Genomic DNA, 25,943 nt, shown 5'->3' with positions numbered 1-25,943 from the left:
AATTTTGTAGTAGTTAAAAGGTCTAATTTCGCCCAATTAAACTGTAAAAATATAGTTAAATGAACTTTATAAGTATATTTATTAAAGAGTCAGTAAAATGTAAATAACTGATAAATATATGTTTATATACAACTTAAAATTTAGTCTATTTCAGAATAACTTCAAAGTATTTACGGTTATTAAATATTTAATCTTAACTATTTCGTATCATGCTTCTCAAAGTAATATTAATTATATGGGCACAATTTATACCTAGCCCTGTGTTATCTGCGATTGTGGTTTAATTATCTTTGCTTTTGTTAAAGCTATATAGAATACTTAAATTTGCTTGGTTTTGCTTTGAAGGCACCAAAGTATGATAAAAAATGAATTAATTAATGTAGAAGCAGTACTCGATTTAATGCTTGATGCCGTTTGTGTGGTAGATAAACAAGGCACATTTGTTTTTGTAAGCGCAGCATTTGAGCAAATTTTTGGTTATACGGCCGACGAAGTTGTAGGCAAAAAGATGATTAACTATGTTTACGAAGGTGATCATTACAAAACGCATAACGCCGTAACTTCGCTATTGTCTGGCGAAACGGTAAACCCTCGCTTCGAAAACCGCTGGATGAGAAAAGATGGTCAAATAGTCCATATATTATGGTCTGTTCGTTGGTCAGAGCAACATCAAGTAAGAATTGCAGTTGCGCACGATATAACTGAGCGAAAAGTAATGGAAGAGCAGCTCTATTACATGGCTCGGCACGATGTGTTAACTGGTTTGCCTAATCGCTCTTTATTGATGGAGCGATTTGAAAAAGTAATTATTAGTGCAACTACAAACAACACATTTTTTTCTTTACTGTTTATAGACATAAATGGCTTTAAAGCAGTAAACGACACCCACGGACACGAAACTGGCGATAAGCTTTTATGTGCTATAGCAAAAAGGCTCTCAGCGTCGGTTAGGCATTACGACACAGTAGGGCGTTTAGGCGGAGACGAATTTTTAATTATTTTAGATAACTTAAGTTCTAGCCACGAAACCGTCAGAATAAAAAATAAAGTCCTCACTGAGTTTAAAGCTGTCTTTAAGTTAGATGATGTACTACTAAATATTTCCCCCAGTATTGGCATTGCAAACTACCCAGAGCACGGCCAAACAGATCACGAACTTATAAAATATGCTGATCAAGCTATGTACAAAAATAAACAACAAGGCTTAGATAACGTAACCTATTTACCTTAAAAAATCATGCTGAACTACCACCTTAGACAACTTACCTTCACAACGCCCTTTACTACAATACATTACTTAGCGCCACATTTTTAATAGCGGTTTTCCAGTGCTGCGTTAAAAATCTATAAATGCTCTTACAGCAGTTTGTAGGTAGTTCCTTGATAAATGAACTGCACAAGCTATGCCTGGTTGATAATGAAGGCAATTACCGTATAGGCAGTAATACATTTTTTACTAATGATGAAGCGCAAAATGCGGCGCACGTTAGTAACCAATTAGTATTGCCTACTATATGGTTACTAATCAAAAGCGTTTGATTATTTAGATATAACAATACTGGCTCACAAGGCTAAAATAATTTAATCTGAGCGTATTAATTCTTATTAAATTACTTGCCTTATGAGCCTTCTTTTTTCTCTTGCGTTAGCAAGCCTTCCCGCTTTACCTGAGCCTGTTGCAAATAATGCTGTGGCTAAAGTTATTGTTAAAAATCAGCCTTACTTTTTAAGCTTTATGGGGCTGGGGCGCGATAAACAATACTCGTCAGTGCATAATAAAGTGTGGGCGCTTAAAGTTGGCGATTCACAGTGGCAATCTAAAACTGGTGTGCCTTCAAGCTTGCCATTAAAAGGGCGCTTAGCGAGCACCGCAGTCGGTTTAGGCGAGTACGCTTATGTGTTTGGCGGCTATACGGTAGCAGAGGATCATACTGAAGTTTCAATCCCCGACGTATATAGGTACGACGTAATAAAAGATACCTACACTCATCTTGCGAGTATGCCAGTACCCGTAGACGATAGCGTCGCGCTGAGCTACAAAGCGCGTTACATTTATCTAATAAGCGGTTGGCATAACGACGGCAACGTAAACTTAGTACAAGTATACGACACGCAAAATAATACATGGCAACAAGCCTCGCCATTTTTAGGTGAGCCTGTATTTGGCCAAGCCGCTGCAATTAGCGATAATATCATTGTTATTTGTGATGGCGTTAAAACACAAGCTAATCCTGATTCGCGTCGCTCGTTTGCAGGTGTAGCACAGTGCTTAAAAGGCACAATAGATTCAACTAATCCACAAAAAATAGATTGGCGTACCTTGCCACATCCAACGGGTAGCGCTCACTATCGAATGGCAGCCACCAGCTATAATGGCAATATTTATATGATGGCAGGCTCTAATAACCCATATAACTACAACGCAATAGGTTACGACGGCAAACCTGCACCAGCAAGTGACCATGTTTGGCGCTTTAGTATTGAAAAAAACGAATGGCAGATTTTATCCCCAGTTGAAGTAAAGAGCATGGATCATCGTGGTTTACTTGAGCACAGTGGGGTTTTATATCGAATTGGCGGCATTGATAACAGTCAGCAAGTAAGCGCTAACGTACTCGGTTACGAGGTTAAAAAGTGAACACTCTTTACATTACAGGAGCGGGAGTCAGCGCAGCCAGTGGTATTCCCACCTTTAGAGGGGAGGATGGTTATTGGACCATTGGCAGTAAAAATTATACGCCTATGGAAATGGCAACGCGCGCAATGTACCAAAACGCCCCAAAAGAGTTTTTAGCATGGTATTACCATCGCTTTGCAACGTATCGCAACCATGGCCCAAACGACGTACACCATTGGCTAAGTGACAAAAACCTAATTACTCAAAACATAGATGGGCTTGATGGCAAAGCGGGTAACAAAAATTACATAGCGATACACGGCAGGCTTGATCAAATGACCTTATTTCATGAGCAAGGTGAGCCAGTCACGCCACTTGCCACCCCGTGGGATAGTGTAGACGAAAGCCGCCTGCAAGAGTCTCTTTTTGAGCTATTTAATATTCAAAACCAAACGCCTGAGCTAAACCATTCATTTAAGCCCTTTGTTTTATTATTTGACGAATACTACACCGAGCTTTACAGAATAACACAAGCACAACAGCGTATGCTCAACGCCGATAAAATTGTATTTATGGGCACCTCGTTTAGCGTCAATATTACGCAAATGGCAATTGAAATAGCCCGAAATTACGACATTCCTGTTGAAGTGGTTGACCCTGAACCTGCACATATTTTGCACGCTAACGTCACATATAAAAAAATGAATGCATTAGATTACATTCAATCTAATTAATAAGTGCTATATTTTAAAGGGGTTGGTAATGTTTTCTTAAATATTACAATCTCTTTATATAATATTAACGAGTCAAAAATGTTATTATTATCCTGATTATAACAATACTAAAGAGATCTGAATGAGCGACTTAACTGCAATAGCAAACTTGTCCATTTTACTTGTAGAGCCTTCAGAGGTTCAGCAAAAAATAATAATAAAATCGCTTTTAGAAAGTGGTGTAAAACAAGTTGAAACTGCATCTACACAAACACAAGCGCTTAGCTTATTAGCAAGTTATCACCCTGATCTAGTTATAAGCTCTATGTATTTATCTGACGGGACAGCCGACTCACTATTGCAAGAAATAAGATCAAACCCTATCACCGAGCATCAACCTTTTATGCTTATATCGAGCGAGCGTAATAAAAAATACCTTGAGCAATTACGCCAATCGGGTGTGCTGGCTATTTTGCCTAAGCCTTTTAGCGCAAAAGCCATTACCCGCGCACTCAAAGCAACCCTCGATATTATAAGCGAAGAAGAAGTAGAACTTGATCATTTTGACGTAACGTTGCTGCGAGTTTTAGTAGTAGACGACAGCCGCTTTGCGCGTAAACACATAATACGTGTACTTGCGGGGATGGGAATACCTGCACCAATAGAAGCTGAAAACGGTAAAGAAGCTATTGAGCACTTGAATAACCAACCGTTTGACTTAATAGTAACCGACTACAACATGCCAGAAATGGACGGGCGAGAACTAACAGAAGCCGTTAGAAGCTCAAATAGCTACTCACATATTCCTATTTTAATGGTGAGCTCAGAGGCAAACGACACTCACCTAGCTAATATTGCTCAAGCGGGAGTTGATGCTATTTGTGATAAACCGTTTGAACCAGCCACAGTGCGAGAATTACTGTATAAAATAATGTCTTAAAAGTAAGTACAAGCGTAGGTCGGTTATTATTTGGCCTACGCTCATCTTTAAAATACATTTACTATTACAGTTTTCCTAATCTATAAATGAGTAATGCCGTTTTTTTAATGTTTTTATCAAGGCTGGTTAAATCGGCTGTTTCGTTTTTAGTGTGCGCACCGCTGCCCATCAAGCCTAAACCATCAAGTGCCATATCAACATGATTTGCCGCAAACGAAATATCAGCCGCACCTGCATTGCGTGGATTGGCGGCTACTACTTTGTTGAAGCCTAAATCGTGGCTTGCGTCGCTGTATAATTCTAATAGCTTTTTATTGCCATCAGTTAATGCCATTGGCGGGTAACCGTCTTCAAAAATAAGTTCTGCTTTACTGCCATCTAAGTTTTTAGCCACAATTTGTAGCATAACCCTTTTAGCGCTTTCTACCTGCTTTGGCGAAAGTGCGCGTAAATCACCTGCAACATGCACGGTTTGTGCTATTACATTACTTTTACCAAACGCCGTTGCAGACGAATTAGCACTGTCGTAGTCGGCATTGGTACCGCCCACAATAAGCCCAGGGTTAAATGTTAAGTTAGGTTGCGTGGCAAGTTGCTCTCTAAAATCATTTAAAATGCGTGATGCCTCGTAAATAGCGCCATAACCCACGCTTTCGCTAAATATTTGTGACGAATGCGCTGCATTTGCCGTTACGTTTAGCGTCCAACCGGTATAACCACGGCGCGCCGCCATAGCGGTTTTTATATTGTTATCGCCATTTTCATAGCCAAGCGCTACGTCAGCCCAAATAGCTGCATCAACAATAGCTTGTTTAGATAAGCTAAGCGGGCGACCGCTGCTTTCTTCATCGCCGGTTAGTAACACTTTTATGCTTACTTTTTCGAGTAAATTAAGGGCTTGTAAGCTTTTAAGTGCGGTAATTATTATCGTGTTACCGCCTTTCATATCGGCAACGCCTGGGCCACTGGCTGTATCGGCATTAAGTTGTTTGTAGGTAGTAAAGTTATCGTTTTTGGCAAATACCGTATCTAGATGGCCGATCATCAGTATTTTTATTGCATCGGGATCATTGCTCTCATGGGTTGCTAATACATGCCCTGCGCGGTTAAACGCACTGCCATCCAGCCATTCTACTTTAAAACCAATGGCTTTAAGTTGCTCGCTTATCAGCGCGCCTACTTTTTTTACACCTTCAATATTAAGCGAACCGCTATTAATATTTACGGCTTGCTCTATTTCTTTAAGTGCTTGGGGAATGTTTTTATCGACCTGTTTTACTATTTCACGCTCATTTTTATCAAGCCCAGTATGGCTTGTAAGCGGTAGGGTACTAGCAAGGGTTAAAATAAGTGCATGGCTAAATTTAAAAAATGACATAACAGCATAATAAGTGAGAAATAAGAATATTTAATATGAAGTAAAAATACAGAGGATTCAATAGGAGTAGCTTGGAGTTAATTTAAACTAAGGGTTTAAAGTAGGCATGATGACCATAGTTAATATAGCTTTCTCTACAGAACGACGATGAAGTTTTTCTATTTTTCAGTAAAAAGTAAATTATTCCAAACATAATATTTATAGTTGGTAATAACTTACTGTCTTTGCTATTAATAGAACTACACAAAATAGGGACATTTTACTTAAGAATAAGAATGACCTCTGATAAAACAGTTTACTAAAAAGGATTATGTATGCCCATAGAGTTAAATGAAACATTAGTTGTAGGGATATCTGCTACAGCACTGTTTGATCTTTCTGAATCAGCTGAAATTTTCAAACAAAAATCAAAATCAGATCCTGACTCCGCTATTGATGAATATCGAAAACACATGCTTGAGAGAGAGGATGAACCATTAGAAGATGGAACGGGTATGTCACTTGTAAGATCTCTTCTTAATTTAAATGACCATTTAGACAAAGGTGATAGTACACCTATTGTTGAAGTTGTTGTTATTTCAAGGAATAGCCCAGAAACTGGTTTTAGAGTATTAAAAGAAATCCGAAGACGCAATTTACCCATTACTAGATCTGCATTCATAGCAGGTGAAAAAAGCTCTATTTATCTAGATGCTTTTTATGTTGATTTGTTTTTAACTACAAATGAAGAAGATGCGCAAGATGTTATAGATAGTAAAGTATGCGCATCAGCATTAGTTAAAGCACCTCCTAAAAATGCGAAACCGTTAGATGAACAACAAGTTAGGTTTGCCTTTGATGCTGACGCTGTCTTATTTAATGAAACAAGTGAGTTAGTAAATCAAACAGAAGGTCTGGAAAAGTTTTGGTCAAATGAAGATGAAAATCAAGATATCCCACTTCCTGATGGACCCTACGCGAATCTATTGAAGAAATTATCAAAGGTTCAAGAAAGATTACCAGGTCGTATTGAATATTCTCCTGTTAAGTTAGCTGTAATGACAGCGCGTAATAGTCCTGCTGAGATGCGAGTAATAAAGACGTTGAGAGCATGGGACGTTTATATTGATCAAGCATTCTTTCTTGGTGGACTTCAAAAAAGTCGATTTTTAAAGGCATTTAAGCCACATATATTTTTTGATGATCAAGATTCGCATCTCGACCCTGCGGCCATTGATATTCCATGTGCTAAAGTGTTGTATCCTAGCAACTCCCCTTTGAATAAGTTAATTGAAGATCGAGTTAATAAGAGCAAAGAAAGCAAATCAAAAAAGGAAAGCGTTTAGCTGTGATTGCAGCTAATAAGCTATTCAAGCGAGATAAAATGATCGTTTGAGCTTATTATAAATAATTATTCTGAGTTCAGCATATGCGACTCTTATTAGTTGAGACTAACATTAAAAAAAGCCAGGTTTAACGCCATTAGCATTAAACCTGACAGCTCAAAATCTACCAAGCTACATTTAATTAGTTGGCATTAAATAAATCTCGCGTACGCTGTTGCGCTGGTTTGCTTCTATTGCAAACAATACCGCATCGGCTACGTCTTGCGGGTCGAGTTTGTCGGGTTTAGCGTCATCAAAAAACGGGGTGTTTACCATGCCAGGTGCTATGGTTGTGCAGCGGCCATTCCATTCGCTCATTTCCTCAGCTAGGTTTTGTCCAAAGCCATAAGCAAACCATTTAGTTGCACCGTAAATAGAGCCGCCAATTGGCTTACGGCCAGCGGCAGAGCTGGTTAATATAAAGTGACCTTTGTTTTGGCGTAAATGCGGCAGGGTTAATTTTGCAGTCCACAGTAGGGCTTTAATGTTTATATCAATCATAGTTGACCACTCATCTGGGTCACCTTTTTCGGTGCCAGCGGTTGAAACACCCATGCCCGCGTTAGCAAAGGCTACATCTAATCGGCCAAACTTTTCAATGCCTTTAGTAACTACGTTTTCAAGTGCGGTAAAGTCGGTTGCATCTGCGGCTACGCTCAGTGCGTTATCTGATCCTAGCTCGGCAACAAGTTGATTAAGTTGCTCTTCTCTACGGGCGGTTAATATAACTTTATGACCGTTGTTTACTAAGGTTTTTGCCGTTGCTTCACCAATGCCACTAGAAGCGCCGGTTATGAGTACTATTTTCTCTTTTGCCATGGTTTTTTCCTTATTAACAAATGAATAAAGGCGCAGCTCAATGTGCGCCATGCAGTTATTGTGCTATGTCAAAATTGACTGATAAATCGTCAGCTTGCGTTAGGCTAATTTGTTTCAGTTGATAAATATTAAAATCAGCATCTATTTGCTCTGCATCGTCTATATGTGCGCTACACGTATAAGCAAGTTGATAGTCGCCTGGTGTTATGAATGCGAGTTCAAATTCGTATTCATTATCGTCTGCATCAAATACAACATTGGCAGTAGCTAACGGAGCGTTATCAGGCGTTTGGTCATCTATTTCATGAATATCTGTTGGGGTTTGTGCTTGCGCAGAGTAAAGGTAAACAGCATGGCCAAATGATGAATCATCAGCGGCAAGAGCAATGTTGTCAGTCTCGCAATTGTTTATAAGTGTTTGGCTTACAGTGCCTTCAATATTTTGTGATTCAGAAAGGTTTTGTAAACGCACACCGCGAGGTTTTAAAAAGACTTCGTTATTATTTTGTGGATCAACTAACGATTTTTTTAAATCAAACTCTAATACAAACTCGTTGTCGGTTTGATTGAGTGTAAAGCCATCTAGCTGTATTTCACCCACACCATCATTACCTTTTCTTTTTACGATAAGCGGTGCAATGCTGCCGTCTTCATAAACTACGTGAGATGTTAAGCTAAGGTTGTTTGTGTCGCCGTTTATTACTTGTGCGCGGATCCACGAATAATCACCTGCAGGTACTTCTTGATCGTCAAGTAATTGAAAAATATCGTCGCCCGTATAGTCTAGTAAGTTGACCATTTGCGCTAAGGTGGCATCGTTTTTAGAGCGAGTTTCAAAGCTAACTTCTTCACCTTCTTGGGCTTTAATTGTTATTGAATCAAATACAACGTTAACCTGTTTTAAACCAGTGACTGGAGCGTCGGAAATTCCTAAGCTAAAAGTGGTTTTATCACTTGTTTGCGGTGGGGTTGTTTCAGCATCGTCATTTGATGAGCCGCAGCCTGCTAAGGCAAAAATAATAGCGCTACTTAATATTGTTGATTTAAAGTTCATGGTTGTTTCCTCTTATTTGATTTGTTAAGTGTATGTATTTAACCCTTAACCTAAATTGAATTAAAAATATGAGAAGTTATAACTTTTAACATGCTGTTTTAAAACGTTTTTAATTTCATCGATTTAATCGTTTTTTACTATATACTCGCGCCACTTCTTTTGAAGTCGGTTTTATTAGATTTAACCATTATTTTGCTGAGTTTCAGCCACATTTATCGGAACAAACATGAAAGATAAACTTTTAGCGTTTTGGCAAAGCCATTCAGAAACAATCATCACTTTAGGGTACAAAGTGGTTTTAGCGTTGGTGATTTTAGTTGCGAGTGCCTTAATTGCACGCTCGGTTAAAAAAGCGATTAAAAACTCTAAATCGCCATTAAAAAGAGTGGATAGTACGCTGCTTCCTCTTTTATCGAGTATTGCTGGTTATTTAGTTTATATAATTGGTGGGCTATTTATTTTAGATATTTTTGGCGTTAATACGGCCAGTTTAATTGCGCTAATGGGTGCTGCTGGTTTAGCGATTGGTTTAGCCCTTAAAAATACGCTGAGCAATATTGCTGCGGGTATTATGCTGCTAATACTCAGACCTTTTAAAATAGGCGACTTTGTTGATGCCAGTGGCACGCTTGGTACTGTGAGTGAAATAAACCTATTTACCACTATTTTTAAAACCACCGACGGTCTTTATATAGCATCGCCTAACGGCAAAGTGTGGGGTGGCAATATTAAAAACTTTACCCGTAATGGCAAAAGACGAATGGACATAGTGGTGGGGATTTCGTATGCCGACTCTATTGACGTTGGCTTAAATGTACTTAAAGAATTAGCCGCATCAGAGAGCCGATTACTTGCAGAGCCTGCACCTAAAGTAATGGTGACATCAATAGGCGAAAGCGCAGTGAACATTCAATTACGTGCGTGGGCTGTTAATGGTGATTATTGGCAAACTGTGTGGGATTTAAATAAACGTGTTAAAGAAGCTATTGAAGGCGCAGGGCTGAGTATTCCGTTTCCGCAGCGTACACTGCATATATCTGAGTCTATGGCGTCGGCAATAACTGTTAACAAAGATGCTTAAATATGTATTAACATAAACATAAACACAAATAAAAATAGCGAGCCTTGGCTCGCTATTTTTGTATTAGCCTTTGTGTAGGCTGATGTATTAACCTTCTAATTGAAAGTCGTACACTGAACCTAAATTTAGTAGCTGCGTTAGCTCATCAAGTGCTTGGTAGCTTTCGGTGAGTAGCGCTGAGTCTGCAAAGTCACTTGCGCCTAATTTGTCGCGGTAGTTACGTTTTGCCCAGTCACACAGTTGTGTGTATTTAGTATCAGTTAAAATAACCTCTGGGTTTACTGCAGCAAGTTCTTGCTCGTTAAGGGCTACACGTAAACGCAAGCAAGCTGGGCCACCGCCATTTTGCATACTTTGGCGTAAATCAAAAAACTGTACTTGATTTACTGGGTTATCAGCCATAATCATTTCTTCAATGTAGGCGTTAACTGCGCTGTTGCGTTTACATTCTTGTGGTGCCACTAACAGCATTGAACCATCTTCAAGGCTCACTAGCTGGCTATTAAATAAGTAACTACTTACAGCGTCGGTAATGCTTACTTTATCGGTAGGTACTTCAATAATGTAAAATTCTTTATTGCCCACATACGCTTCGCGAATATCTTGCAGTGCCAAAGCTTGGTTTAAAAATGCTTGCTGGTGGCACAGTAATACGTTGGCGTTACCTACTGCAATTACATCGTTATGAAACACACCTTGGTCTATTACGTCTGGATTTTGCTGTAGTAAAATTTGGCTTGAATCTTTTAAGTTATGTAAACGGCAAATTGCTTCTGAGGCTTCTAGTGTTTGCCTTGCAGGAAATTTAGCTGGTTTTGGTAATTGGCTGTTAAACGCGCTGGCACCAAATACAAACATTTCAAGGCCTTGCTCGCCGTGGCTGTCACAAAAACGAGTATGGTTTGCTGCGCCTTCGTCGCCAAAAAAGCCTTGGTCTGGCAAATGGGTATGGTGCGCAAAGTATTTGTCGTTATTAAACATCGCTTTTAATAAGCGCGTAGTGGTTGCAGGCTCTAATGAACGATGAAACTTATTATTTAAATTAGCTGAAGTAAAATGTACTTTGCCGTCGGTTGTATCTGGAGATGGCGATACCGTAGCTGCATTTGCTGTCCACATTGCAGACGCTGAATAACACGCGCGTAATAAAATAGGATCTGCTTTAAATGCTTTATGAATTACTTGTGCATCGTTACCGGTAAAGCCTAAGCGGCGCAGTACGTTTAAGTCGGGGCGCGCATGAGGGGCAAATACACCTTGAGTTAGGCCTTTGTCGTGCATGGCTTTCATTTTTTCAAGGCCTTGAAGCACAGCCTCTTGAGGATTTGAAAAGCTTGCTGCGTTATTTAACGAGGCAACATTACCATACGATAAACCAGCGTAGTTGTGAGTAGGGCCAACTAAGCCATCAAAATTAACTTCCAAAGCGTGCATACACGTTCCAACTAAAAATTTTCAATAGGGTGCAACAATACAACGCAATAGGGTTGCTTGCAAAGTTATAAACGCAGTGTTTTTACTAATTTTTTGATGTTTTTATATGTGTGATTTTTTGCAGGGAGCTTTGTTTTTATATCAGGTGGCTAATAAGTAATTAAATAAGGTTTATTCATAAATTTCATAGTGTGCAAAAGCTTAGCCTAAAGTAGGTTTATACATTTAAGCTTTATGCCAAGCCTTTACACAATACGATGCTACTTAACATAGGCGCGTTCTTTATCAGCGGTAGTGCGGGTATTTGTTGGATCATTAACTTGCCAAACGCTAATGTCTAAACGCCATAAAAGGTAAAGGGTATGGTATAAGTTGAACATGGTTTTTCCTTGGTATTTTCACTGAACACATCAGTTTATAGGAAGAAGTATGCCAACATTAACTTGAATATTTTATGAATAGAAATCAGGTATTTAGTATTTAAGTGTAAATACGTACAAAAGCATTAGCACCAAAGCGGTGAAGTATTTTCAAAATATGCACCAGAGTGGTGTGTATTTAACAAAAAGCCCTGCAATTCTTGGGTCACTTAAATGTGCAAGGCTTTTTAAAAATGTAGTCGCTTAAAAAGTAAATTAACGGCCTACTTTTCCTTTTACCAAAGGTTCAAACGACATTACTTTAAACTTACCGTGACTTTGATTTTTGCCATTATTAAGTACAGGCGAATTATGTAAATCGTCAACGGTAAAGTATATTTTATGATCAGCCCCGTAGCTAAAACCATCAGGCCAGCTCAAACGTTCGTCTTTAAATAATACTTCGTAGTTGCCAGTGGGTTTAACTACGCCAATTGCGCCATTAGTTATGTCGGTTACATATACGTTACCGCCGCCATCAACAATAATACCGTCTGAAATTGGCTTAGTGCCGTAACGCGTAACTTTGTCTTCAAGCGCTTTAACCGAAAGGCTCTCGTTATTTATATCGCTGGTGGCAATGCGGTAAACCGATGTGCCCGACATTGAGCCAAAGTAAAGCCAGTCTTCGTTAGGGTCAAGCGTAATAGGGTTAACACCTAAGCGGGCTGGTTGTCCGCCAAGGCTCATTGTGCGCCCATCAATAACCATATCGATATTTTCGGCGGTGGTGTAATGGCTATTTTGTAACACTCTGCGTGCGACACCTGTTTTAAGGTTTACCGTGATAATAGCGGCTTGGCTGCCTTGGGCTGTGTCGGCAATGTATACAACGCCATGTTTATTATCGATGACTAAATCGTTTAAAAACGAGGTGTCGGTAATGGTCGGTTTAGCCAGATAAATAATTTTATGTAGTTGCTCTTTGTTTGTATCCCAGCCTACTAAGCGCCCAGCGTGATCGGGCCCTGAAGTGTCTAGCATCCATAATACACCATCGCTTGATACGTTTATGCCAAGTACGTCGTAAAAACCTTTACCGTTATTGTACGCGTATGCCCACTCTTCATTAGGGTAGGGCTTAGTTGTACCATCGCTTAAAAGCTCCATAATTTTTTGCTTTTGGCCAAAAAAGCCATGCACAGATAAAAACTTTCTGCCTGATGGGGTAATAGCAATGTTGCCCGGTGGGTGCTGCGCATCAAATGTGGCTACTGTTTTTAAATCAGCATTTTGGCCAGCGGTGTTAGCAGATACAGCGTTGCTACCTAAAAGTGCCGTGCTACACGCCGCTGCTAATAGTAATTTTTTAATATGAGTCATTTTTAAAACCTTTTAAAACACGTTTATTGTTTAAAAATTAAGAGCCTAATCGGCTAAGTCGTTTACTACTAAATCGAGCAGCTGCATCAACTGTTTCGCTTGTGTTGCATCTACACTATCAAATTTACATAAAATATTTTTAGGAATATCGGCTGCTTTTAACTTAAGTGATTGGCCATGCTTGGTTAGCTGAACTAGGCGTTTGCGTTTGTCGTGCTCATCTTTAATAACAGCCAGTAATGATTTTTCGCTCATTTTTTTGAGTATTTGAGTCATTGCACCGCCATCTATCGCGGTTTTATCTATTAGCTCTGCAATTGTTATTTCGTCTTGCTCCCACAGCGCCATCATTACTACGTATTGTGGGTAAGTTAAATTTAGCTCGTTTAGAGGCTCGCGATACGCACGCGCAATGCTGTTAGATGCCATATATAACCGATGACATAACTGATTTTTTAACTTTAATTGCTCAAACGGCATAACGTTATCCTTCATTTCAATACATGGTATTTTAATTTGCATGCAAAGTATTTGCAATCTCTAATTACTTGTTCTATTATTTTGCACACAAACTAAATTAATTACTAAACTTTGGAGTTCATTATGAATACATTACAAAACGTAGCTTATACAGCAAAAGCAACTGCAACTGGCGGACGCGAAGGTATAGCTAAATCTGATGATGGTCGTTTAGATGTAAAGCTATCAACACCTAAAGGTTTAGGCGGAGACGACGGACAAGGCACTAACCCTGAGCAATTATTTGCCGCAGGTTATGCCGCGTGTTTTATTGGCGCACTAAAATTTGTAGCAGGTAGTGAAAAAATAGACTTACCAAGCGACACGCATATTGACTCACAGGTATCTATTGGCGCGATTGAAGGCGGTTTTGGTATTGCAGTAAAACTTGCTGTATCACTAGGTGATATGGATAAAGCTGCAGCGCAGGAGCTTGTAGATAAAGCGCACCAAGTATGTCCATATTCAAACGCAACACGTGGCAATATTGAAGTAGAGCTTTCAGTTATTTAATTAAATGCTCAGTTAACTAATACTGTAATAGCCCAGTGGTTTGCCTCTGGGCTTTTTTGTGCGTGGAGTTTAATAAAAATGAGTCGTTAAATAAATATACAAAAAATCATATATTCACTATTCCATATGTTCTGTTTTTGTTTTATTGTATGTGCAATAAAACTGCGAGGACAATATGGAACAATTCAACCCACTTCAATTTTATAAATGCCTAGCGGACGATACGCGTTTAAAAGCAATGCTGCTCATTAGCCATCAAGAAGAGCTATGTGTATGCGAACTGGTTACTGCACTTGAGCTAAGCCAGCCTAAAGTGTCTCGCCATTTAGCGCAGTTAAGACAATGCGGATTGTTGAGCGACCGTAAACAAAATCAATGGGTTTATTACAGTATTAATAAAGCCCTACCAGAGTGGGCTAAAAATGTATTAACGCAAACGCTTACTGCCAACCCTTCATTTTATGAAAACGATTTAACGCGCTTAAATGTTATGGGTAATCGCCCTGAACGTATTACTAGCTGCTGTAACTAACTTATTAAAGGTATTTAATTATGACTATTAAAGTAGGTATTAACGGTTTTGGCCGTATGGGACGTTTAACTCTGCGTGCAGCAGTTGATTGGCCAGAAATAGAGTTTATTAAAGTAAATGATGTAGCGGGCGATGCTAAAACCCACGCACATTTAATTGAGTTTGACTCAGTACACGGGCGCTTAGCACAACAGGTTTCTAGTGATGATAATAGCTTTAGTGTGGGTAAACACACGATTGCAGTTACCAACAACAAAACCATAAACGAAACTGATTGGTCTGATTGCGATGTAGTAATAGAAGCCAGCGGTAAAATGAAAACCACCGAGCTGTTAAATCAATATTTAGCACAAGGCGTTAAGCGTGTTGTGGTAACCGCACCTGTAAAAGAAGACGGTATTTTAAATGTAGTAATGGGTGTAAACGATGATCTTTATAATCCAAGTGAGCATAAAATTGTTACAGCCGCCTCGTGTACTACTAACTGTTTAGCGCCAATAGTAAAAGTACTGCAAGAAAAAGTGGGTATTAAGCACGGCTCAATGACTACTATTCACGACATTACCAATACTCAAACAATTATTGATGCCCCTCATAAAGATTTACGCCGTGCGCGTTCGTGCGGTACTAGCTTAATACCTACTACAACCGGTAGTGCAACAGCTATTACGCATATTTTTCCTGAGCTAAAAGGTAAATTAAACGGCCACGCCGTGCGCGTACCCCTTACTAACGCATCTATTACCGATTGTGTTTTTGAGCTCGAGCGAGGTGTTACACAAGATGAAGTAAACACGTGGTTTAAAAATGCTGCAAATAACGAGCTAAAAAATATTTTAGGCTACGAAGAAAAGCCGCTTGTATCTATAGATTACAAAACAGATCCGCGCAGTTGCACCATAGACGCCCTTTCAACCATGGTAATTAACAACACTCAGCTTAAATTATACGCTTGGTATGATAACGAGTGGGGTTATGCAAACCGCACCGCTGAGTTGATGCTTAAAGTTGCACAAAGTGATTTGGTTTAATCTCGTTTAAAAAGGTTTAACGCTATGTTTGCGCAGTTGGCTGATTTACCGAGCTCTATAAAACAATATTTAATAATTACTGGTAACTATTGGGCATTTACTTTAACTGATGGTGCGCTACGCATGTTGGTGGTGCTGTATTTTCATCAGTTAGGTTATGGCGCATTTGCGATAGCCATGTTGTTTTTGTTTTATGAAATTTTTGGGGTGATCACCAATTTAGTAGGTGGTTGGCTTGGCGCGCATTTAGGGTTGAACAAAACCATGAATGTAGGGCTTGGGCTACAACTTGTCGCTTTAGCCATGCTTTGCGTGCCAGGGGATTGGCTAACCGTTGCCTATGTTATGGCAGCGCAAGCACTGAGTGGCATAGCAAAAGACTTAAATAAAATGAGTGCAAAGAGCGCCATTAAGTATTTAGTACCACAAGACGATGCAGGGCAAAGCCAATTATATAAATGGATTGCCATACTTACCGGCTCTAAAAATGCTTTAAAAGGGGTGGGCTTTTTTTTAGGCGGCTTATTACTAACTGTATTTGGTTTTGTGGGGGCATTAATAAGCCTAATTGCATTACTTAGTGTTGCGTGGGTTATTAGTTTAATTTTTTTAAAAGGCGATATTGGTAAAGCTAAAAACAAACCTAAGTTTAAAGAATTATTTTCTAAATCGCGGGCAATTAACTTACTTAGCGCAGCGCGTTTATGCTTGTTTGCAGCGCGCGATGTATGGTTTGTAGTTGCACTACCTGTTTACTTAGCCGCTCAGTTTAACTGGGATCATTGGTGGGTCAGCGGTTTTATGGCTTCGTGGGTAATTGCTTATGGGCTGGTGCAATTGCAAGCACCGCGAATAACTGGGCAAGGTGATTCAACTTCACATTCGGTCAAAAAAGCATACTGGTGGGTTGCTTTATTAAGTGGTGTAACTGGCATTTTGGCGTTTTTGATGCAATTGGAGATAGCGGTACATTTTACGCTTGTAATAGGCTTACTTATTTTTGGTGGAGTATTTGCTGTAAATTCATCGCTGCATAGTTACTTAATAGTAAGTTTTGCTAAAAATGATGGGGTGTCACTCGACGTTGGCTTTTATTATATGGCCAATGCGATAGGGCGTTTGCTTGGTACGGTGCTTTCTGGTTGGGTTTTTCAAGTATATGGGCTTAGTGCGTGTTTATGGGTAAGTGTGTGTTTATTAGTTTTAGCCGCAATTACAACAGCACGGTTAGCTAAACTTTAAAAAACCAAACGTATTGTATTAAATTCAATTTGTTTAACGATATTCATAGCTTCGTTGGTTAGATCTACTAAACTGTATCAGTAGTTTTAATTTAAAGGGTGTAATGAATGCGAGAAATATCGTTAGCAAAAAAGTTACTCTGGCTTAGTGTCGGTAGTATATTTATAACTGTACTAGTGTTATCAGGCATTTTGTGGTGGCAGTTATCATCAAGTAATAAGCAGTTAGCGACTAAATCTGAAGAGTACATTACTGTAGAAGTAGAAGAAAAGCTTAATGCTCATGCAGCTGGATACGGAGAAAAAATTGCCGGCTTTATTAATGAAGCTTACCGCATCCCTTATTCATTGGCTGCTTTATTAGGTGACGCAGCCAAAAGCGAAACCCTGAGCCGCGATACGGTAGTAAGTATTAACCGCTCGATGTTAGAGCAAAATACTCTGCTTTCTTCTATATATTCGCAATTTGAGCCTAATGCTTTTGATGGGCAAGATTCGAGCTTTAAACAAGGTTACAAACATTCGGTTAATGGTAATGGCACCTTAGAGGTGTATATTACTCGCGACCAAAACGGCGTAATTGAACAACAAAAAGTAGCCAATGCTGCCGATAAATATATTACCTCTTTAAATGAATTTGGTATTCGTGAAGCGCATTGGTATTTGTGTGCAAAAGACACGCTTAAGCCTTGTATTATGGAACCGTATTTATACGAAATCCCATCGGGCGACTCAGTAATGCTAACTTCGTTAACTGTGCCTATTTTAAAGTCAGGTCAGTTTATAGGTTTAGCTGGCGTTGATTTAACGCTCCCAACTTTTCAGGGCTTAACCGAAAAGCTGTCGAGCGAGCTTTACAACGGCCAAGCAAAAGTAACACTTTTAAGTGATATAGGTTTGATTGTAGGCAGCAGTCACTATAAATCTAAATTAGGCCGCCCATTTAAAGAAGCGGTTAGTAGCAACACTTACAGTGAGCTGGTTAAATTTAAAGGTCAACATGGGCTCTTTAAAACGCCTAGCGAGTATTTAGTTAACTACCCAATTAATATAAAACTAGCTAACACTCAGTGGTCATTAATCATAGAAGTACCTACAGATCTAGCACTTGCAGGGCCTGAAGCGCTAGAAAAAAACATGCAAGAGACAGCAACATCACTCAGATTTATTATTTTAATAACAGGCTTAGTAATTGCTGTGGTTGCTTTTGTTATTATGAAATTAGTAATAGCAGGTGTAATAGCGCCGCTACAACAAATTCAACAGCGGGTTGATAACCTCGCAAGTTCTGAAGGTGATTTAACACATACATTGCATGTTGATAGTCACGCAGAGCTTATTGCATTAGCTGGTGGGTTTAATCGATTTTTAGCAAAGCTACGTGATTTAATTTCTGAGCTTAAAACGGTGTCTGATCAAACCAAGCAGCAAGGCGAAATAGCACAACACATCGCTATTGATACTAAGCATAATGTGCAATCTCAATTTCAAGAAATTGAAAGTGTGGTAACGGCTATGAACGAAATGAGCGCAACAGCACTCGAAGTAGCCAGAGCATCAGAGCAGTCAGCGCAGCAAGCGGATGAAATAAATAGTTTAGTAGTAAGCAGTGAGTCGAGCTTGTCATCAGCGATGACGCAAGTTAAAACGATGTCTGAAGAAATTAAAGAAGCTAACCAAGCCGTTGAAAAAGTTGCTTCGCGTAGTAAAGACATTACGCAAATATTAGATGTAATTCGTACTATTTCAGAACAAACAAATTTACTTGCACTTAACGCTGCTATTGAAGCTGCGCGCGCTGGTGAACATGGGCGCGGCTTTGCCGTTGTTGCCGATGAAGTACGTGCACTCGCTTCTAAAACGCGTTCATCAACAGATGACATAAGCCAGTTAATTGATAGTTTATTATCTGAAGTGGGTAACGCATCTACCGTTATTGAAAAAGGCGTAGTACGTGCACAAAATGCCGTTGATGAAACATCTGTAGCTTTTGATGCTCTGCACAGTGTTGTCGTTAAAGTTGATGAAATAACCAATCAAATTACACATATTGCCACCGCTGCCGAAGAGCAAAGCTTAGTGACTGAAGAAATAAACCGTAATTTAACGCTTATATCTGATGCCGCATCGCAACTTGCTGACTTATCTACACAAGCAGGGGATAGCAGCGAAGCGCTTAATGCACTTGTTGCCCAGCAAGATAATGAGCTAAATAAGCTTAAAACGTAACTTATAAATTAAGTTTTAAGCACAAAAAAATGGCCAGTAAATACTGGCCATTTTTATTTAGTAAAATAAGTATAACTTATTGAGAATGCGCGATAACTGCTATTTATAACTTTTTAATCAACATAAACATTTGGTTGATCATTGGCTCAGCAAATTGCTCTACATTAGGACGATTAAAATAACCGCGTAAACCTGTAAATTGCACCTGAAAAAAGCGCGCATATTCAACAGCGGTCAACGTGTTACTTAACTCACCTTTGTTTATTGCTTGGTTAAATAATTGCGTTAAATAGGCTTCAAATTGAGCCGTTAAATCTAAGCTTAGCTCATACAGGTTTGAGTCTTTTTCTGCAAACTCGCTGTTTGCTTTAACTAGCATACAAATAGCGCTTGGACTGCAATCTTTTGTTTTAATTACCACGTTTTCAACAAACGCACGTAATCCACCAAGTACTGTATCGGCACTTGATAAAAACCCTTCTATTTGGGTTTTCATTTGTACGGTGTAATCTTTCAGCGATTCGCAATATAGACCTTCTTTAGAGCCAAACGCAGAGTAAATACTACCCGGGCGCATATTAACGGCTTCTTGTAAGTCACGCGTTGAGGTTGCATGAAAACCTTTTTGCCAAAATAGCTGACTAGCAACGCGAACTACATTCTCGCGTTCAAATTTAACCTTATTAGCCATATCATTCTCAATCAATTTGAACATTTGCTCAATTTTAACTTGAACAGTCGCTCAAAATCAAATACTATGTGTCTCGAAGTTACTTAAAACTATTAATTATTAGGAGCTAACCATGGCCGAATTTACTTTATACACTCAAGAAAACGCACCAGAAGAAGCAAAACCGTTACTAGCTGATTCAGTAGCAGCATTTGGTATGCTTCCTAACTTACATGCAGTAATGGCTGAAGCACCAACATTACTTAAAGGTTACCAAGTACTGCATGAGTTGTTTCAAAAAACATCATTCAACGCAGAAGAGCTAACAGTAGTATGGCAATCAATTAACGTAGAGCACGACTGTCATTACTGTGTTCCTGCTCACAGTGGCATTGCAGCGGCAATGAAGGTAGATCAAGGTATTGTTGACGCACTTGTTAACAAAACACCACTTGAAAACCCTAAGCTAGAAACTCTTCGTGAAACTACACTTGCAATGACACGTGAACGTGGCGTGATCAGCGATGAGCAAATCGAAAAATTCTTTGCCGCAGGTTACGCTAAGCAACAGCTACTTGAAATTATTGTAGGCTTGTCTCAAAAAGTAATGAGCAACTACACTAATCACCTTGCTGATACACCAGTAGACGCGCCATTTAAAAAATACGTAAAATAAATACGGTTTTATAAATGACAAAAGGCAGCCTAGGCTGCCTTTTGTGCTTTTAAATCACAGCTATTTAAACTTAACCGTTTTTGTACTGCGTGTATAAATACGTTGTTCGGGCTTTGTCCACTCACCCTTTTTTAAATAAGAGGTCGATACAATAAATTTATCGTCCTTTAGTTCACTCATTGATTTAACCTTTGTAATACCGTCTTGGCTACCCGTTACATCTTCATAAGCTACAAATTGAGTGGGGCTGAGGACTTTCATAGTCCCTTTTGTATAAAACCCTGCTGTTGTGAAATAGTAAAATACCAAAGACCCTTTTTTACTGTCGTAAAAAATCATCGACTCGCCGCCATACTCACCTTCATTAATAGAGTGCTTGGTATGTATCGCTTTACCGTTTAAAGCACGCTCCCAACGGCCAACATCTTGTATTTTTTTAGCACCTTCAGGTACTTTAAAGTCAGCCTGCCAAGTTCCTAAATAGGGCTTAAATACGGCAAGTTCTTTATCAAGGTTGGTGAATGTATCGGATGCATAGCTATTAAATGTTGATAAGCATAAGACTAAGAATATCGCTTTAAAATATGTCATAATTTGGCTCTTGTTTTTGTAATACCAATGCCAAGTATAGGCGATAATTAATTGATAAAGAAAATATTAATCACATTCTCATTACTTTATTTAGCCGCCATTTGGCTGGCTTACCTACTGCAATACTTACCTGTTTATATACCTATATATGTACCTGGTTATATAAGTGTATTAAGTGCTATCACTTTTTTAATGTACGCGTGGGATAAGCGACAAGCTAAGCGCTCTTCACATAAAAAAGTAAACCGCACGCCAGAGCGCACACTGCAACTACTTGCATTATTTGGAGGATGGCCGGGGGCATTACTTGCTCAACAGTTACTTCGCCATAAATCGCAAAAGCGGCGTTTTATAGTGGTGTTGTGGTTATGTATTTTAATAAATGTAGGGGCTGTGGGGAGTTTATTATATTATTTGGTGTAGTTTAAAATTATGCCTTTAATACATGTGAAATGTTTAAAGGCATAATTAAAGTTTAGATACTGGACTAGTTAGCCGCTTTAGTTGCTGCCACTTCATCTAAATTTACTGTTAAAATTGTCTTTTTATCGACTACAACCCACTTGCGGTAAGTTAAGTAACCTGGCTTGCTTACTTCAACGTCGTACTTACCTTCTTTAAGTTCAATGGCATCTTGGTACACAGGCGCAATGTTCATAATGCGTACGCGTGCATCACTAGGGTTAGTGATTACAGTTAATGAAATAGGTGCTACAGCTTCGACAATTTCTTCTTGTACTTGAACTGCTTCTTCTTTTGCAAGTTGCTGCGTTTCATCTACAGACGATGTAGTTGAACAACCACTTAGTATTAGTAATGCCGCTAGTGCGCTTATCTTTTTCATAGGTACTCCATAAACTCATTTAAATAGTGATAATTACGAAAAATCTTGGAGGAGTTTATGCAAAATGATCGCTCAACCCGTCGTCCTTGACCTTCGTTTGTTAAAACAAAACGTTTGTTAGTTTAATATATTTTTAGTTATTTGGTGATGCTCTCGCAATAAATAGTTTTTTAAAGCATTACATTATCAAGAGACTGAGTAATAGCTTCGCTTCTTTCAACAAGTTGCTCTGCTGTACGGTACATCTTTCTTTTCATTAACGTATTTGCCATAGTGATATAACGTCTAGATAATTCTTGTTTTAAAGAAACGAGTAATGAAAAGTCTTTAGGTAATGTTGCAGACTCGGTATTGATTAATTCTTCAAAATCTAATAAATCTCTGTACTCTTCAATCGTCTCTAGTTTTTGTGTGTATCTATCAAATCTAGGACCGTAAAATACGACGGCATCTTCAGTAGGAAAATTAGCTGGCTCACCTAGATTTACTTTCTTTTGGTAAAGCGTTAAAGCATCTATCGCCGACTCTCTTTTTAGAAGGTCTGCAAAGCCAAGTTCATTTTTTTGATTATTGGTGAAAATAGCTTTACCAACATTAAGTAAAGATTTTTGCGTGATAACATCATCTTCTTCAATCGCTTTATCTAAGGCAAGTTTATAGTTATCAAAATGCACTTCAGACGGGCGATAAACGTAGGTGCTATCGACTACACTTAAATCATTGATTAATTGTGGAATACTATTATTGTCTAGTTCACTATAGCGAGATTGCTCAAGTAACAAATCAATACGAGAAGTAATATCTGAGATTATTGATTGACGCTCTCTTAAAATGCTTTCGAGTTGTACCGATAGCTTTTCTGAATCTGGGTAATATTCCAAGGCTTTACTATAAACATTAATTGTTTCATCAAAGTCTTTAAACTTGTTAGCGCTTGTATTGATTTGATTCGCTCTGTAATCAAAGCTTTGTAGAATATTAGCTTGATTAGATCTTAATAATCCCTGTTTTAATACCTCGTATTGAGGTGGGATTTCTGCAAGCTTGTTTAGAATCTCCGGTCCATCCCAAGACATCCATGTTTCTACTTGTTGGTTAATTGCTTTTGCATTATCTAATTTTGCTTCAAGCTGCTTTATATTATTTGTATTTGATAGATAGTACTGACCAGCCAAAAGGGCTAACACAACAGTACTGGCTGCAAGTGCTATTGCCGGTTTAAAGTTACTTTGAAGCTTATCTAAAACAGGCTTTAACGAATCAGTTCTTTTTGCTGCATCTAAAGAAATTGCTTTATTAAGTGTGCCCCATAACCATAAAGGGCAGTTACTAGGACGTTTTGCCGATGTATCTTTAGGGAGTGTGTCTGCTGCAACACGATTATATGGATGTTTGCTACTTAATAACTCTAGGGCAATACACGCATAAGAAAAAACATCATCTTTAACGGATGCTGCAGCACCTTTTAATTGTTCAGGACTTGCATAGGTTGGCGTATAACCTCCTACAGTGCCTAGGCTTGATTCACTATTAACTGCATAGGCATCTTCAATGGTTTTGTGTTTAGCAATACCAAAGTCAAGTACCTTGAGGCTACCATTTGAATCGAAGATTATATTCGATGGCTTTAAATCGTTATGAATGACGCCACGAGAATGAGCATAAATTAAAGCATCGGCAAGTTGATCAAGAATCACGCTCGCTTTTTTGAAAACCATTCCAGAGGGTTTGTTGCGTTTAATTATTTGCTCTAGCGTTTCGCCTTCTACTAATTCCATGGTTACGTAATGTAAACCGTTATCAGAACCTGCAGAATATACTTTTACAATATTTGGATGGGAGAGCTGTTGTGTTTTAGTTGTTTCATCCTTAAGAAGTGAAATAGCTTCTTCAGAATGAGAAAACTCTTCTAATAATACTTTAATCGCTACGAAAACTTCAGGACGACTCGCACTTTCTAAAAATAAATCTCTGGCTCGGTAAATGTAACACATACCACCTTGGCCAATAAGTTCTTCAACTAAGTAGCGATCCGAAACTTTTTTACCAATAAGGTTTAATTTATTTATTGCTTTTGACGTGCGAAGATTTGAGTCAAGCGAAGCTATCTGCGTTTTATCATTAGAACTGTTGACACCGCTCATTATAAATCCTTTTATTGTGTATATTAAAATAATCGCAAAGGTGAGTTTTTTATTTTTATCAATTCTCCCTTTGATAAGCGCTGTATTTTTACAAAAATTAGCCAACTTAGCAATGTTTCTAAAGCAGAACTTTTGTACAAAACTTTAAAAAATTAAGGGCTTTTATATTAATTATTGAAATATCGTTTATTTACAGTTTATTTTTATAAACAGCGTAAGCCTACAGGCATTGTTTTGTAACACTTCTAGGGGCTTAAAATTAATAAAATGTAATGCTAATTATTAAATAGCAATTTTTTAAATGGGAACATACAAAATATCTTTTGTAAGCTTTGAAAGGGCTTTTTTATATAGGTTTTGTTTAATTTAATTTATTTAAATTTGAGCTTTTGTATGGTTGAGTATATTTTTATATATTAATTTCAATGTTGACAATAGTTTCTCTTCTACTTTATCCTAATGAGAATGTAGATTTATGGGACTAACTTATCAAATGGAACTGATACTAAACATCACTAGTTATCATAGACTCTCTCCAGAAATTGAAGCAACTAAAACAGTAAAAGACTCTCTAATATTTGGCCGTTCAGAAGCATGTGATTGGCATTTTCCTGATCCTGAAAAAATCATTTCTAGTAAGCACGGACGCATAGTTAAAGAGGGCGACTCTTTTTATGTTTACGATACATCTACAAATGGTACTTTTGTAAATTTTGGTGTAGCTCCATTAGGTCAAGGCAATAAACAACGCTTGTCAAATAGTGATACGATCACTGTGGGTGATTTTCAGATAGAGGTAAAATTAGCTACTAATGAAAAAACACCTGACACCGATTATGGTAATTTAAGCGCTGCAGCTAGTATTAGCAAAGAGCCAGAAAGATCTTATCAGCATCCTACGGAGCATTTTTCTGAGCCAGAACAGTATTTTAATGAATCAATAATGGATGAGTCTATGCCTGCAGTTTCTATGGCTCAGGCCAGTGACCTTAATTCAGCTAACCAAATACCGGAAAACTGGGATGAGCTTGCTCACTTAATGAACCCAGAAGCTGTAACTCAACAAGCACCCGTTGTAAGTAAACCACAACAAAAACCAGCTGTAGAGCAGCAAACTTCAGTTAATACACCAGTACTAGATACGCCTGTAACTAAACCTCAAGCAGTAAAGCCTGCTCCTAAACCAGTAGTGCAAAAAAATCCAACATCGCCTAGTGAAGATACCGCTTTAACTGATGCTTTTTTGAACGGGCTGGGGGTCAAAGCTGAGTTGCAAAATTCATTAAACTCACAAGAACTTTGGTTTGAAATGGGCCAAGGGTTAAATCTATTACTGACCGAGTTGATGGAGTCTCTTCGCCAAAGAGCGCTTGTAAAAAACCAATTGCGTTTAAACCAAACGATGTTTCAAACTCAACAAAATAACCCAATTAAGTTTTCGGCAGATATTGATGACGTTATTCAGAATTTATTCATCAGAAATAGTGCAAGCTTCCTGTCGTCTCAAGAATCAATCAAAGAAAGCTTTGTTGATACGCGAAGACATGAACATGCTTTATTAGCAGGAGCTGACGGCGTATTAAAAGGGATGTTAGAGCAAGTTTCTCCCCAACATATAAATCAACAAATAAATGATAATTCTAACGTATTAAAAATCATCCCTGGTCAAACAGAGGCTAAGTGCTGGAAGCTATACAAAAATTTATATGATGAGTTATCTCATGATGTAAATAGTAAGGGAGCTATGGCGTTGTCAGATGATTTCTTAAAAGCATACAACGATAGAATTAAAGAATCGTTCTAGAAAGGAA

The 25,943-nt window shown here is 38.5% G+C and carries 24 protein-coding genes; 14 read left to right on the top strand and 10 right to left on the bottom strand.

Translation table 11 applies throughout. The features are described 5' to 3' along the window. Window positions 1–355: 355 nt before the first annotated feature. From H5115_RS14265 to H5115_RS14250, 4 genes are all read left to right on the top strand, one after another. Entirely contained in the window at window positions 356–1,231 is an 876-nt protein-coding gene (locus H5115_RS14265) for a diguanylate cyclase domain-containing protein (RefSeq protein WP_182755924.1), read from the top strand. 390 nt (window positions 1,232–1,621) lie between these two features. Continuing rightward, the gene (locus tag H5115_RS14260; protein ID WP_182755922.1) at window positions 1,622–2,638 is read left to right on the top strand and encodes a kelch repeat-containing protein; all 1,017 of its coding nucleotides are present in this window, start codon (window positions 1,622–1,624) and stop codon (window positions 2,636–2,638) included. After that, window positions 2,635–3,351, top strand: coding sequence for a Sir2 family NAD-dependent protein deacetylase (locus tag H5115_RS14255; RefSeq protein WP_024597449.1), 717 nt, complete (start codon window positions 2,635–2,637; stop codon window positions 3,349–3,351). The genes H5115_RS14260 and H5115_RS14255 overlap by 4 nt, the downstream gene beginning before the upstream one ends. 121 nt (window positions 3,352–3,472) lie before the next feature. Further along, on the top strand, window positions 3,473–4,270 hold the full coding sequence (locus H5115_RS14250; RefSeq protein WP_004334468.1) for a response regulator: 798 nt from the start codon (window positions 3,473–3,475) through the stop codon (window positions 4,268–4,270). Window positions 4,271–4,334: 64 nt separating this feature from the next. Here the strand turns inward: H5115_RS14250 and H5115_RS14245 are convergent, their stop codons facing one another. Further along, a complete protein-coding gene (locus H5115_RS14245) occupies window positions 4,335–5,648 on the bottom strand; it encodes a M20/M25/M40 family metallo-hydrolase (protein ID WP_182755920.1) in 1,314 nt (437 codons plus the stop codon). Between the two features lie 314 nt (window positions 5,649–5,962). Here H5115_RS14245 and H5115_RS14240 point away from each other — a divergent pair, with 314 nt between their 5' ends. Then, the gene (locus H5115_RS14240) at window positions 5,963–6,973 is read left to right on the top strand and encodes a 5'-nucleotidase (protein WP_182755918.1); all 1,011 of its coding nucleotides are present in this window, start codon (window positions 5,963–5,965) and stop codon (window positions 6,971–6,973) included. 177 nt (window positions 6,974–7,150) lie between these two features. Here the strand turns inward: H5115_RS14240 and H5115_RS14235 are convergent, their stop codons facing one another. Next, window positions 7,151–7,831: an SDR family oxidoreductase gene (locus tag H5115_RS14235; RefSeq protein ID WP_033016945.1), complete on the bottom strand. Its 681-nt coding sequence runs from the start codon at window positions 7,829–7,831 to the stop codon at window positions 7,151–7,153. Between the two features lie 55 nt (window positions 7,832–7,886). Then, window positions 7,887–8,885, bottom strand: a complete 999-nt coding sequence (locus H5115_RS14230) for a DUF4382 domain-containing protein (protein WP_182755916.1) — start codon at window positions 8,883–8,885, stop codon at window positions 7,887–7,889. A gap of 226 nt (window positions 8,886–9,111) precedes the next feature. Between H5115_RS14230 and H5115_RS14225 the strand changes: the two genes are divergently transcribed. After that, a complete protein-coding gene (locus H5115_RS14225) occupies window positions 9,112–9,966 on the top strand; it encodes a mechanosensitive ion channel family protein (RefSeq protein WP_004334482.1) in 855 nt (284 codons plus the stop codon). Window positions 9,967–10,053: 87 nt separating this feature from the next. Here the strand turns inward: H5115_RS14225 and astB are convergent, their stop codons facing one another. The 3 genes from astB to H5115_RS14210 all read right to left on the bottom strand — a co-directional run bounded on the left by astB (window position 10,054) and on the right by H5115_RS14210 (window position 13,622). After that, window positions 10,054–11,400, bottom strand: coding sequence for an N-succinylarginine dihydrolase (gene astB, locus H5115_RS14220; RefSeq protein ID WP_004334492.1), 1,347 nt, complete (start codon window positions 11,398–11,400; stop codon window positions 10,054–10,056). A gap of 635 nt (window positions 11,401–12,035) precedes the next feature. Then, on the bottom strand, window positions 12,036–13,142 hold the full coding sequence (locus tag H5115_RS14215; RefSeq protein ID WP_182755914.1) for an L-dopachrome tautomerase-related protein: 1,107 nt from the start codon (window positions 13,140–13,142) through the stop codon (window positions 12,036–12,038). Window positions 13,143–13,187: 45 nt separating this feature from the next. Then, complete coding sequence (locus tag H5115_RS14210; protein ID WP_182671918.1) at window positions 13,188–13,622, bottom strand: MarR family winged helix-turn-helix transcriptional regulator; 435 nt, start codon at window positions 13,620–13,622, stop codon at window positions 13,188–13,190. A 123-nt stretch (window positions 13,623–13,745) separates the two neighbouring features. On the opposite strand from H5115_RS14210, the gene H5115_RS14205 reads away from it, so the two are divergent. The 5 genes from H5115_RS14205 (at window position 13,746) to H5115_RS14185 (ending at window position 19,207) form a co-directional block, all read left to right on the top strand. Next, a complete protein-coding gene (locus H5115_RS14205; RefSeq protein WP_182755912.1) occupies window positions 13,746–14,174 on the top strand; it encodes an organic hydroperoxide resistance protein in 429 nt (142 codons plus the stop codon). Between the two features lie 175 nt (window positions 14,175–14,349). Beyond that, window positions 14,350–14,706, top strand: coding sequence for a metalloregulator ArsR/SmtB family transcription factor (locus H5115_RS14200; protein WP_024595411.1), 357 nt, complete (start codon window positions 14,350–14,352; stop codon window positions 14,704–14,706). A 20-nt stretch (window positions 14,707–14,726) separates the two neighbouring features. Next, complete coding sequence (locus H5115_RS14195) at window positions 14,727–15,737, top strand: ArsJ-associated glyceraldehyde-3-phosphate dehydrogenase (protein ID WP_182755910.1); 1,011 nt, start codon at window positions 14,727–14,729, stop codon at window positions 15,735–15,737. Between the two features lie 24 nt (window positions 15,738–15,761). Next, the gene (gene arsJ, locus H5115_RS14190) at window positions 15,762–16,979 is read left to right on the top strand and encodes an organoarsenical effux MFS transporter ArsJ (RefSeq protein WP_182755908.1); all 1,218 of its coding nucleotides are present in this window, start codon (window positions 15,762–15,764) and stop codon (window positions 16,977–16,979) included. Between the two features lie 107 nt (window positions 16,980–17,086). Beyond that, the gene (locus tag H5115_RS14185) at window positions 17,087–19,207 is read left to right on the top strand and encodes a methyl-accepting chemotaxis protein (RefSeq protein WP_033020875.1); all 2,121 of its coding nucleotides are present in this window, start codon (window positions 17,087–17,089) and stop codon (window positions 19,205–19,207) included. Between the two features lie 103 nt (window positions 19,208–19,310). Here the strand turns inward: H5115_RS14185 and H5115_RS14180 are convergent, their stop codons facing one another. Beyond that, window positions 19,311–19,898 carry a TetR/AcrR family transcriptional regulator gene (locus H5115_RS14180; RefSeq protein ID WP_004334521.1) on the bottom strand — a complete coding sequence of 196 codons (588 nt, stop codon included), beginning with the start codon at window positions 19,896–19,898 and terminating at the stop codon, window positions 19,311–19,313. A 112-nt stretch (window positions 19,899–20,010) separates the two neighbouring features. On the opposite strand from H5115_RS14180, the gene H5115_RS14175 reads away from it, so the two are divergent. Next, on the top strand, window positions 20,011–20,553 hold the full coding sequence (locus H5115_RS14175; protein ID WP_004334524.1) for a carboxymuconolactone decarboxylase family protein: 543 nt from the start codon (window positions 20,011–20,013) through the stop codon (window positions 20,551–20,553). A 60-nt stretch (window positions 20,554–20,613) separates the two neighbouring features. Here H5115_RS14175 and H5115_RS14170 read toward each other — a convergent pair whose 3' ends face one another. Next, entirely contained in the window at window positions 20,614–21,144 is a 531-nt protein-coding gene (locus H5115_RS14170) for a hypothetical protein (protein WP_182755906.1), read from the bottom strand. Between the two features lie 51 nt (window positions 21,145–21,195). Between H5115_RS14170 and H5115_RS14165 the strand changes: the two genes are divergently transcribed. Beyond that, window positions 21,196–21,567 (top strand): DUF1294 domain-containing protein, encoded by a 372-nt coding sequence (locus H5115_RS14165; RefSeq protein WP_182716269.1) that lies wholly within the window; start codon window positions 21,196–21,198, stop codon window positions 21,565–21,567. 64 nt (window positions 21,568–21,631) lie between these two features. On the opposite strand, the gene H5115_RS14160 is transcribed toward H5115_RS14165, so the two are convergent. Both H5115_RS14160 and H5115_RS14155 read right to left on the bottom strand, forming a co-directional pair. Continuing rightward, window positions 21,632–21,988, bottom strand: coding sequence for a PEGA domain-containing protein (locus H5115_RS14160; RefSeq protein ID WP_182755904.1), 357 nt, complete (start codon window positions 21,986–21,988; stop codon window positions 21,632–21,634). A 170-nt stretch (window positions 21,989–22,158) separates the two neighbouring features. Further along, the gene (locus tag H5115_RS14155) at window positions 22,159–24,132 is read right to left on the bottom strand and encodes a serine/threonine-protein kinase (protein ID WP_182755902.1); all 1,974 of its coding nucleotides are present in this window, start codon (window positions 24,130–24,132) and stop codon (window positions 22,159–22,161) included. A gap of 493 nt (window positions 24,133–24,625) precedes the next feature. Here H5115_RS14155 and tagH point away from each other — a divergent pair, with 493 nt between their 5' ends. Then, on the top strand, window positions 24,626–25,936 hold the full coding sequence (gene tagH, locus H5115_RS14150) for a type VI secretion system-associated FHA domain protein TagH (protein WP_182755900.1): 1,311 nt from the start codon (window positions 24,626–24,628) through the stop codon (window positions 25,934–25,936). Window positions 25,937–25,943 lie beyond the last annotated feature (7 nt).

Origin of the sequence: Pseudoalteromonas sp. SR44-2 (assembly GCF_014163745.1) — a bacterium.
Lineage (GTDB): Bacteria > Pseudomonadota > Gammaproteobacteria > Enterobacterales > Alteromonadaceae > Pseudoalteromonas > Pseudoalteromonas distincta.
The sequence above is the reverse complement of the archived record's forward strand: the minus strand, read 5'-3'. Positions and strand labels throughout refer to the sequence as shown.

What these genes read in the sequence shown, in the direction of transcription:
- H5115_RS14265 (WP_182755924.1), top strand. Translation starts at nt 356, where the DNA reads ATGATAAAAAATGAATTAATTAATGTAGAAGCAGTACTCGATTTAATG.
- H5115_RS14260 (WP_182755922.1), top strand. Translation starts at nt 1,622, where the DNA reads ATGAGCCTTCTTTTTTCTCTTGCGTTAGCAAGCCTTCCCGCTTTACCT.
- H5115_RS14250 (WP_004334468.1), top strand. Translation starts at nt 3,473, where the DNA reads ATGAGCGACTTAACTGCAATAGCAAACTTGTCCATTTTACTTGTAGAG.
- H5115_RS14245 (WP_182755920.1), bottom strand. Translation starts at nt 5,648, where the DNA reads ATGTCATTTTTTAAATTTAGCCATGCACTTATTTTAACCCTTGCTAGT.
- H5115_RS14240 (WP_182755918.1), top strand. Translation starts at nt 5,963, where the DNA reads ATGCCCATAGAGTTAAATGAAACATTAGTTGTAGGGATATCTGCTACA.
- H5115_RS14235 (WP_033016945.1), bottom strand. Translation starts at nt 7,831, where the DNA reads ATGGCAAAAGAGAAAATAGTACTCATAACCGGCGCTTCTAGTGGCATT.
- H5115_RS14230 (WP_182755916.1), bottom strand. Translation starts at nt 8,885, where the DNA reads ATGAACTTTAAATCAACAATATTAAGTAGCGCTATTATTTTTGCCTTA.
- H5115_RS14225 (WP_004334482.1), top strand. Translation starts at nt 9,112, where the DNA reads ATGAAAGATAAACTTTTAGCGTTTTGGCAAAGCCATTCAGAAACAATC.
- astB (WP_004334492.1), bottom strand. Translation starts at nt 11,400, where the DNA reads ATGCACGCTTTGGAAGTTAATTTTGATGGCTTAGTTGGCCCTACTCAC.
- H5115_RS14215 (WP_182755914.1), bottom strand. Translation starts at nt 13,142, where the DNA reads ATGACTCATATTAAAAAATTACTATTAGCAGCGGCGTGTAGCACGGCA.
- H5115_RS14210 (WP_182671918.1), bottom strand. Translation starts at nt 13,622, where the DNA reads ATGCCGTTTGAGCAATTAAAGTTAAAAAATCAGTTATGTCATCGGTTA.
- H5115_RS14205 (WP_182755912.1), top strand. Translation starts at nt 13,746, where the DNA reads ATGAATACATTACAAAACGTAGCTTATACAGCAAAAGCAACTGCAACT.
- H5115_RS14200 (WP_024595411.1), top strand. Translation starts at nt 14,350, where the DNA reads ATGGAACAATTCAACCCACTTCAATTTTATAAATGCCTAGCGGACGAT.
- H5115_RS14195 (WP_182755910.1), top strand. Translation starts at nt 14,727, where the DNA reads ATGACTATTAAAGTAGGTATTAACGGTTTTGGCCGTATGGGACGTTTA.
- arsJ (WP_182755908.1), top strand. Translation starts at nt 15,762, where the DNA reads ATGTTTGCGCAGTTGGCTGATTTACCGAGCTCTATAAAACAATATTTA.
- H5115_RS14185 (WP_033020875.1), top strand. Translation starts at nt 17,087, where the DNA reads ATGCGAGAAATATCGTTAGCAAAAAAGTTACTCTGGCTTAGTGTCGGT.
- H5115_RS14180 (WP_004334521.1), bottom strand. Translation starts at nt 19,898, where the DNA reads ATGGCTAATAAGGTTAAATTTGAACGCGAGAATGTAGTTCGCGTTGCT.
- H5115_RS14175 (WP_004334524.1), top strand. Translation starts at nt 20,011, where the DNA reads ATGGCCGAATTTACTTTATACACTCAAGAAAACGCACCAGAAGAAGCA.
- H5115_RS14170 (WP_182755906.1), bottom strand. Translation starts at nt 21,144, where the DNA reads ATGACATATTTTAAAGCGATATTCTTAGTCTTATGCTTATCAACATTT.
- H5115_RS14160 (WP_182755904.1), bottom strand. Translation starts at nt 21,988, where the DNA reads ATGAAAAAGATAAGCGCACTAGCGGCATTACTAATACTAAGTGGTTGT.
- H5115_RS14155 (WP_182755902.1), bottom strand. Translation starts at nt 24,132, where the DNA reads ATGAGCGGTGTCAACAGTTCTAATGATAAAACGCAGATAGCTTCGCTT.
- tagH (WP_182755900.1), top strand. Translation starts at nt 24,626, where the DNA reads ATGGAACTGATACTAAACATCACTAGTTATCATAGACTCTCTCCAGAA.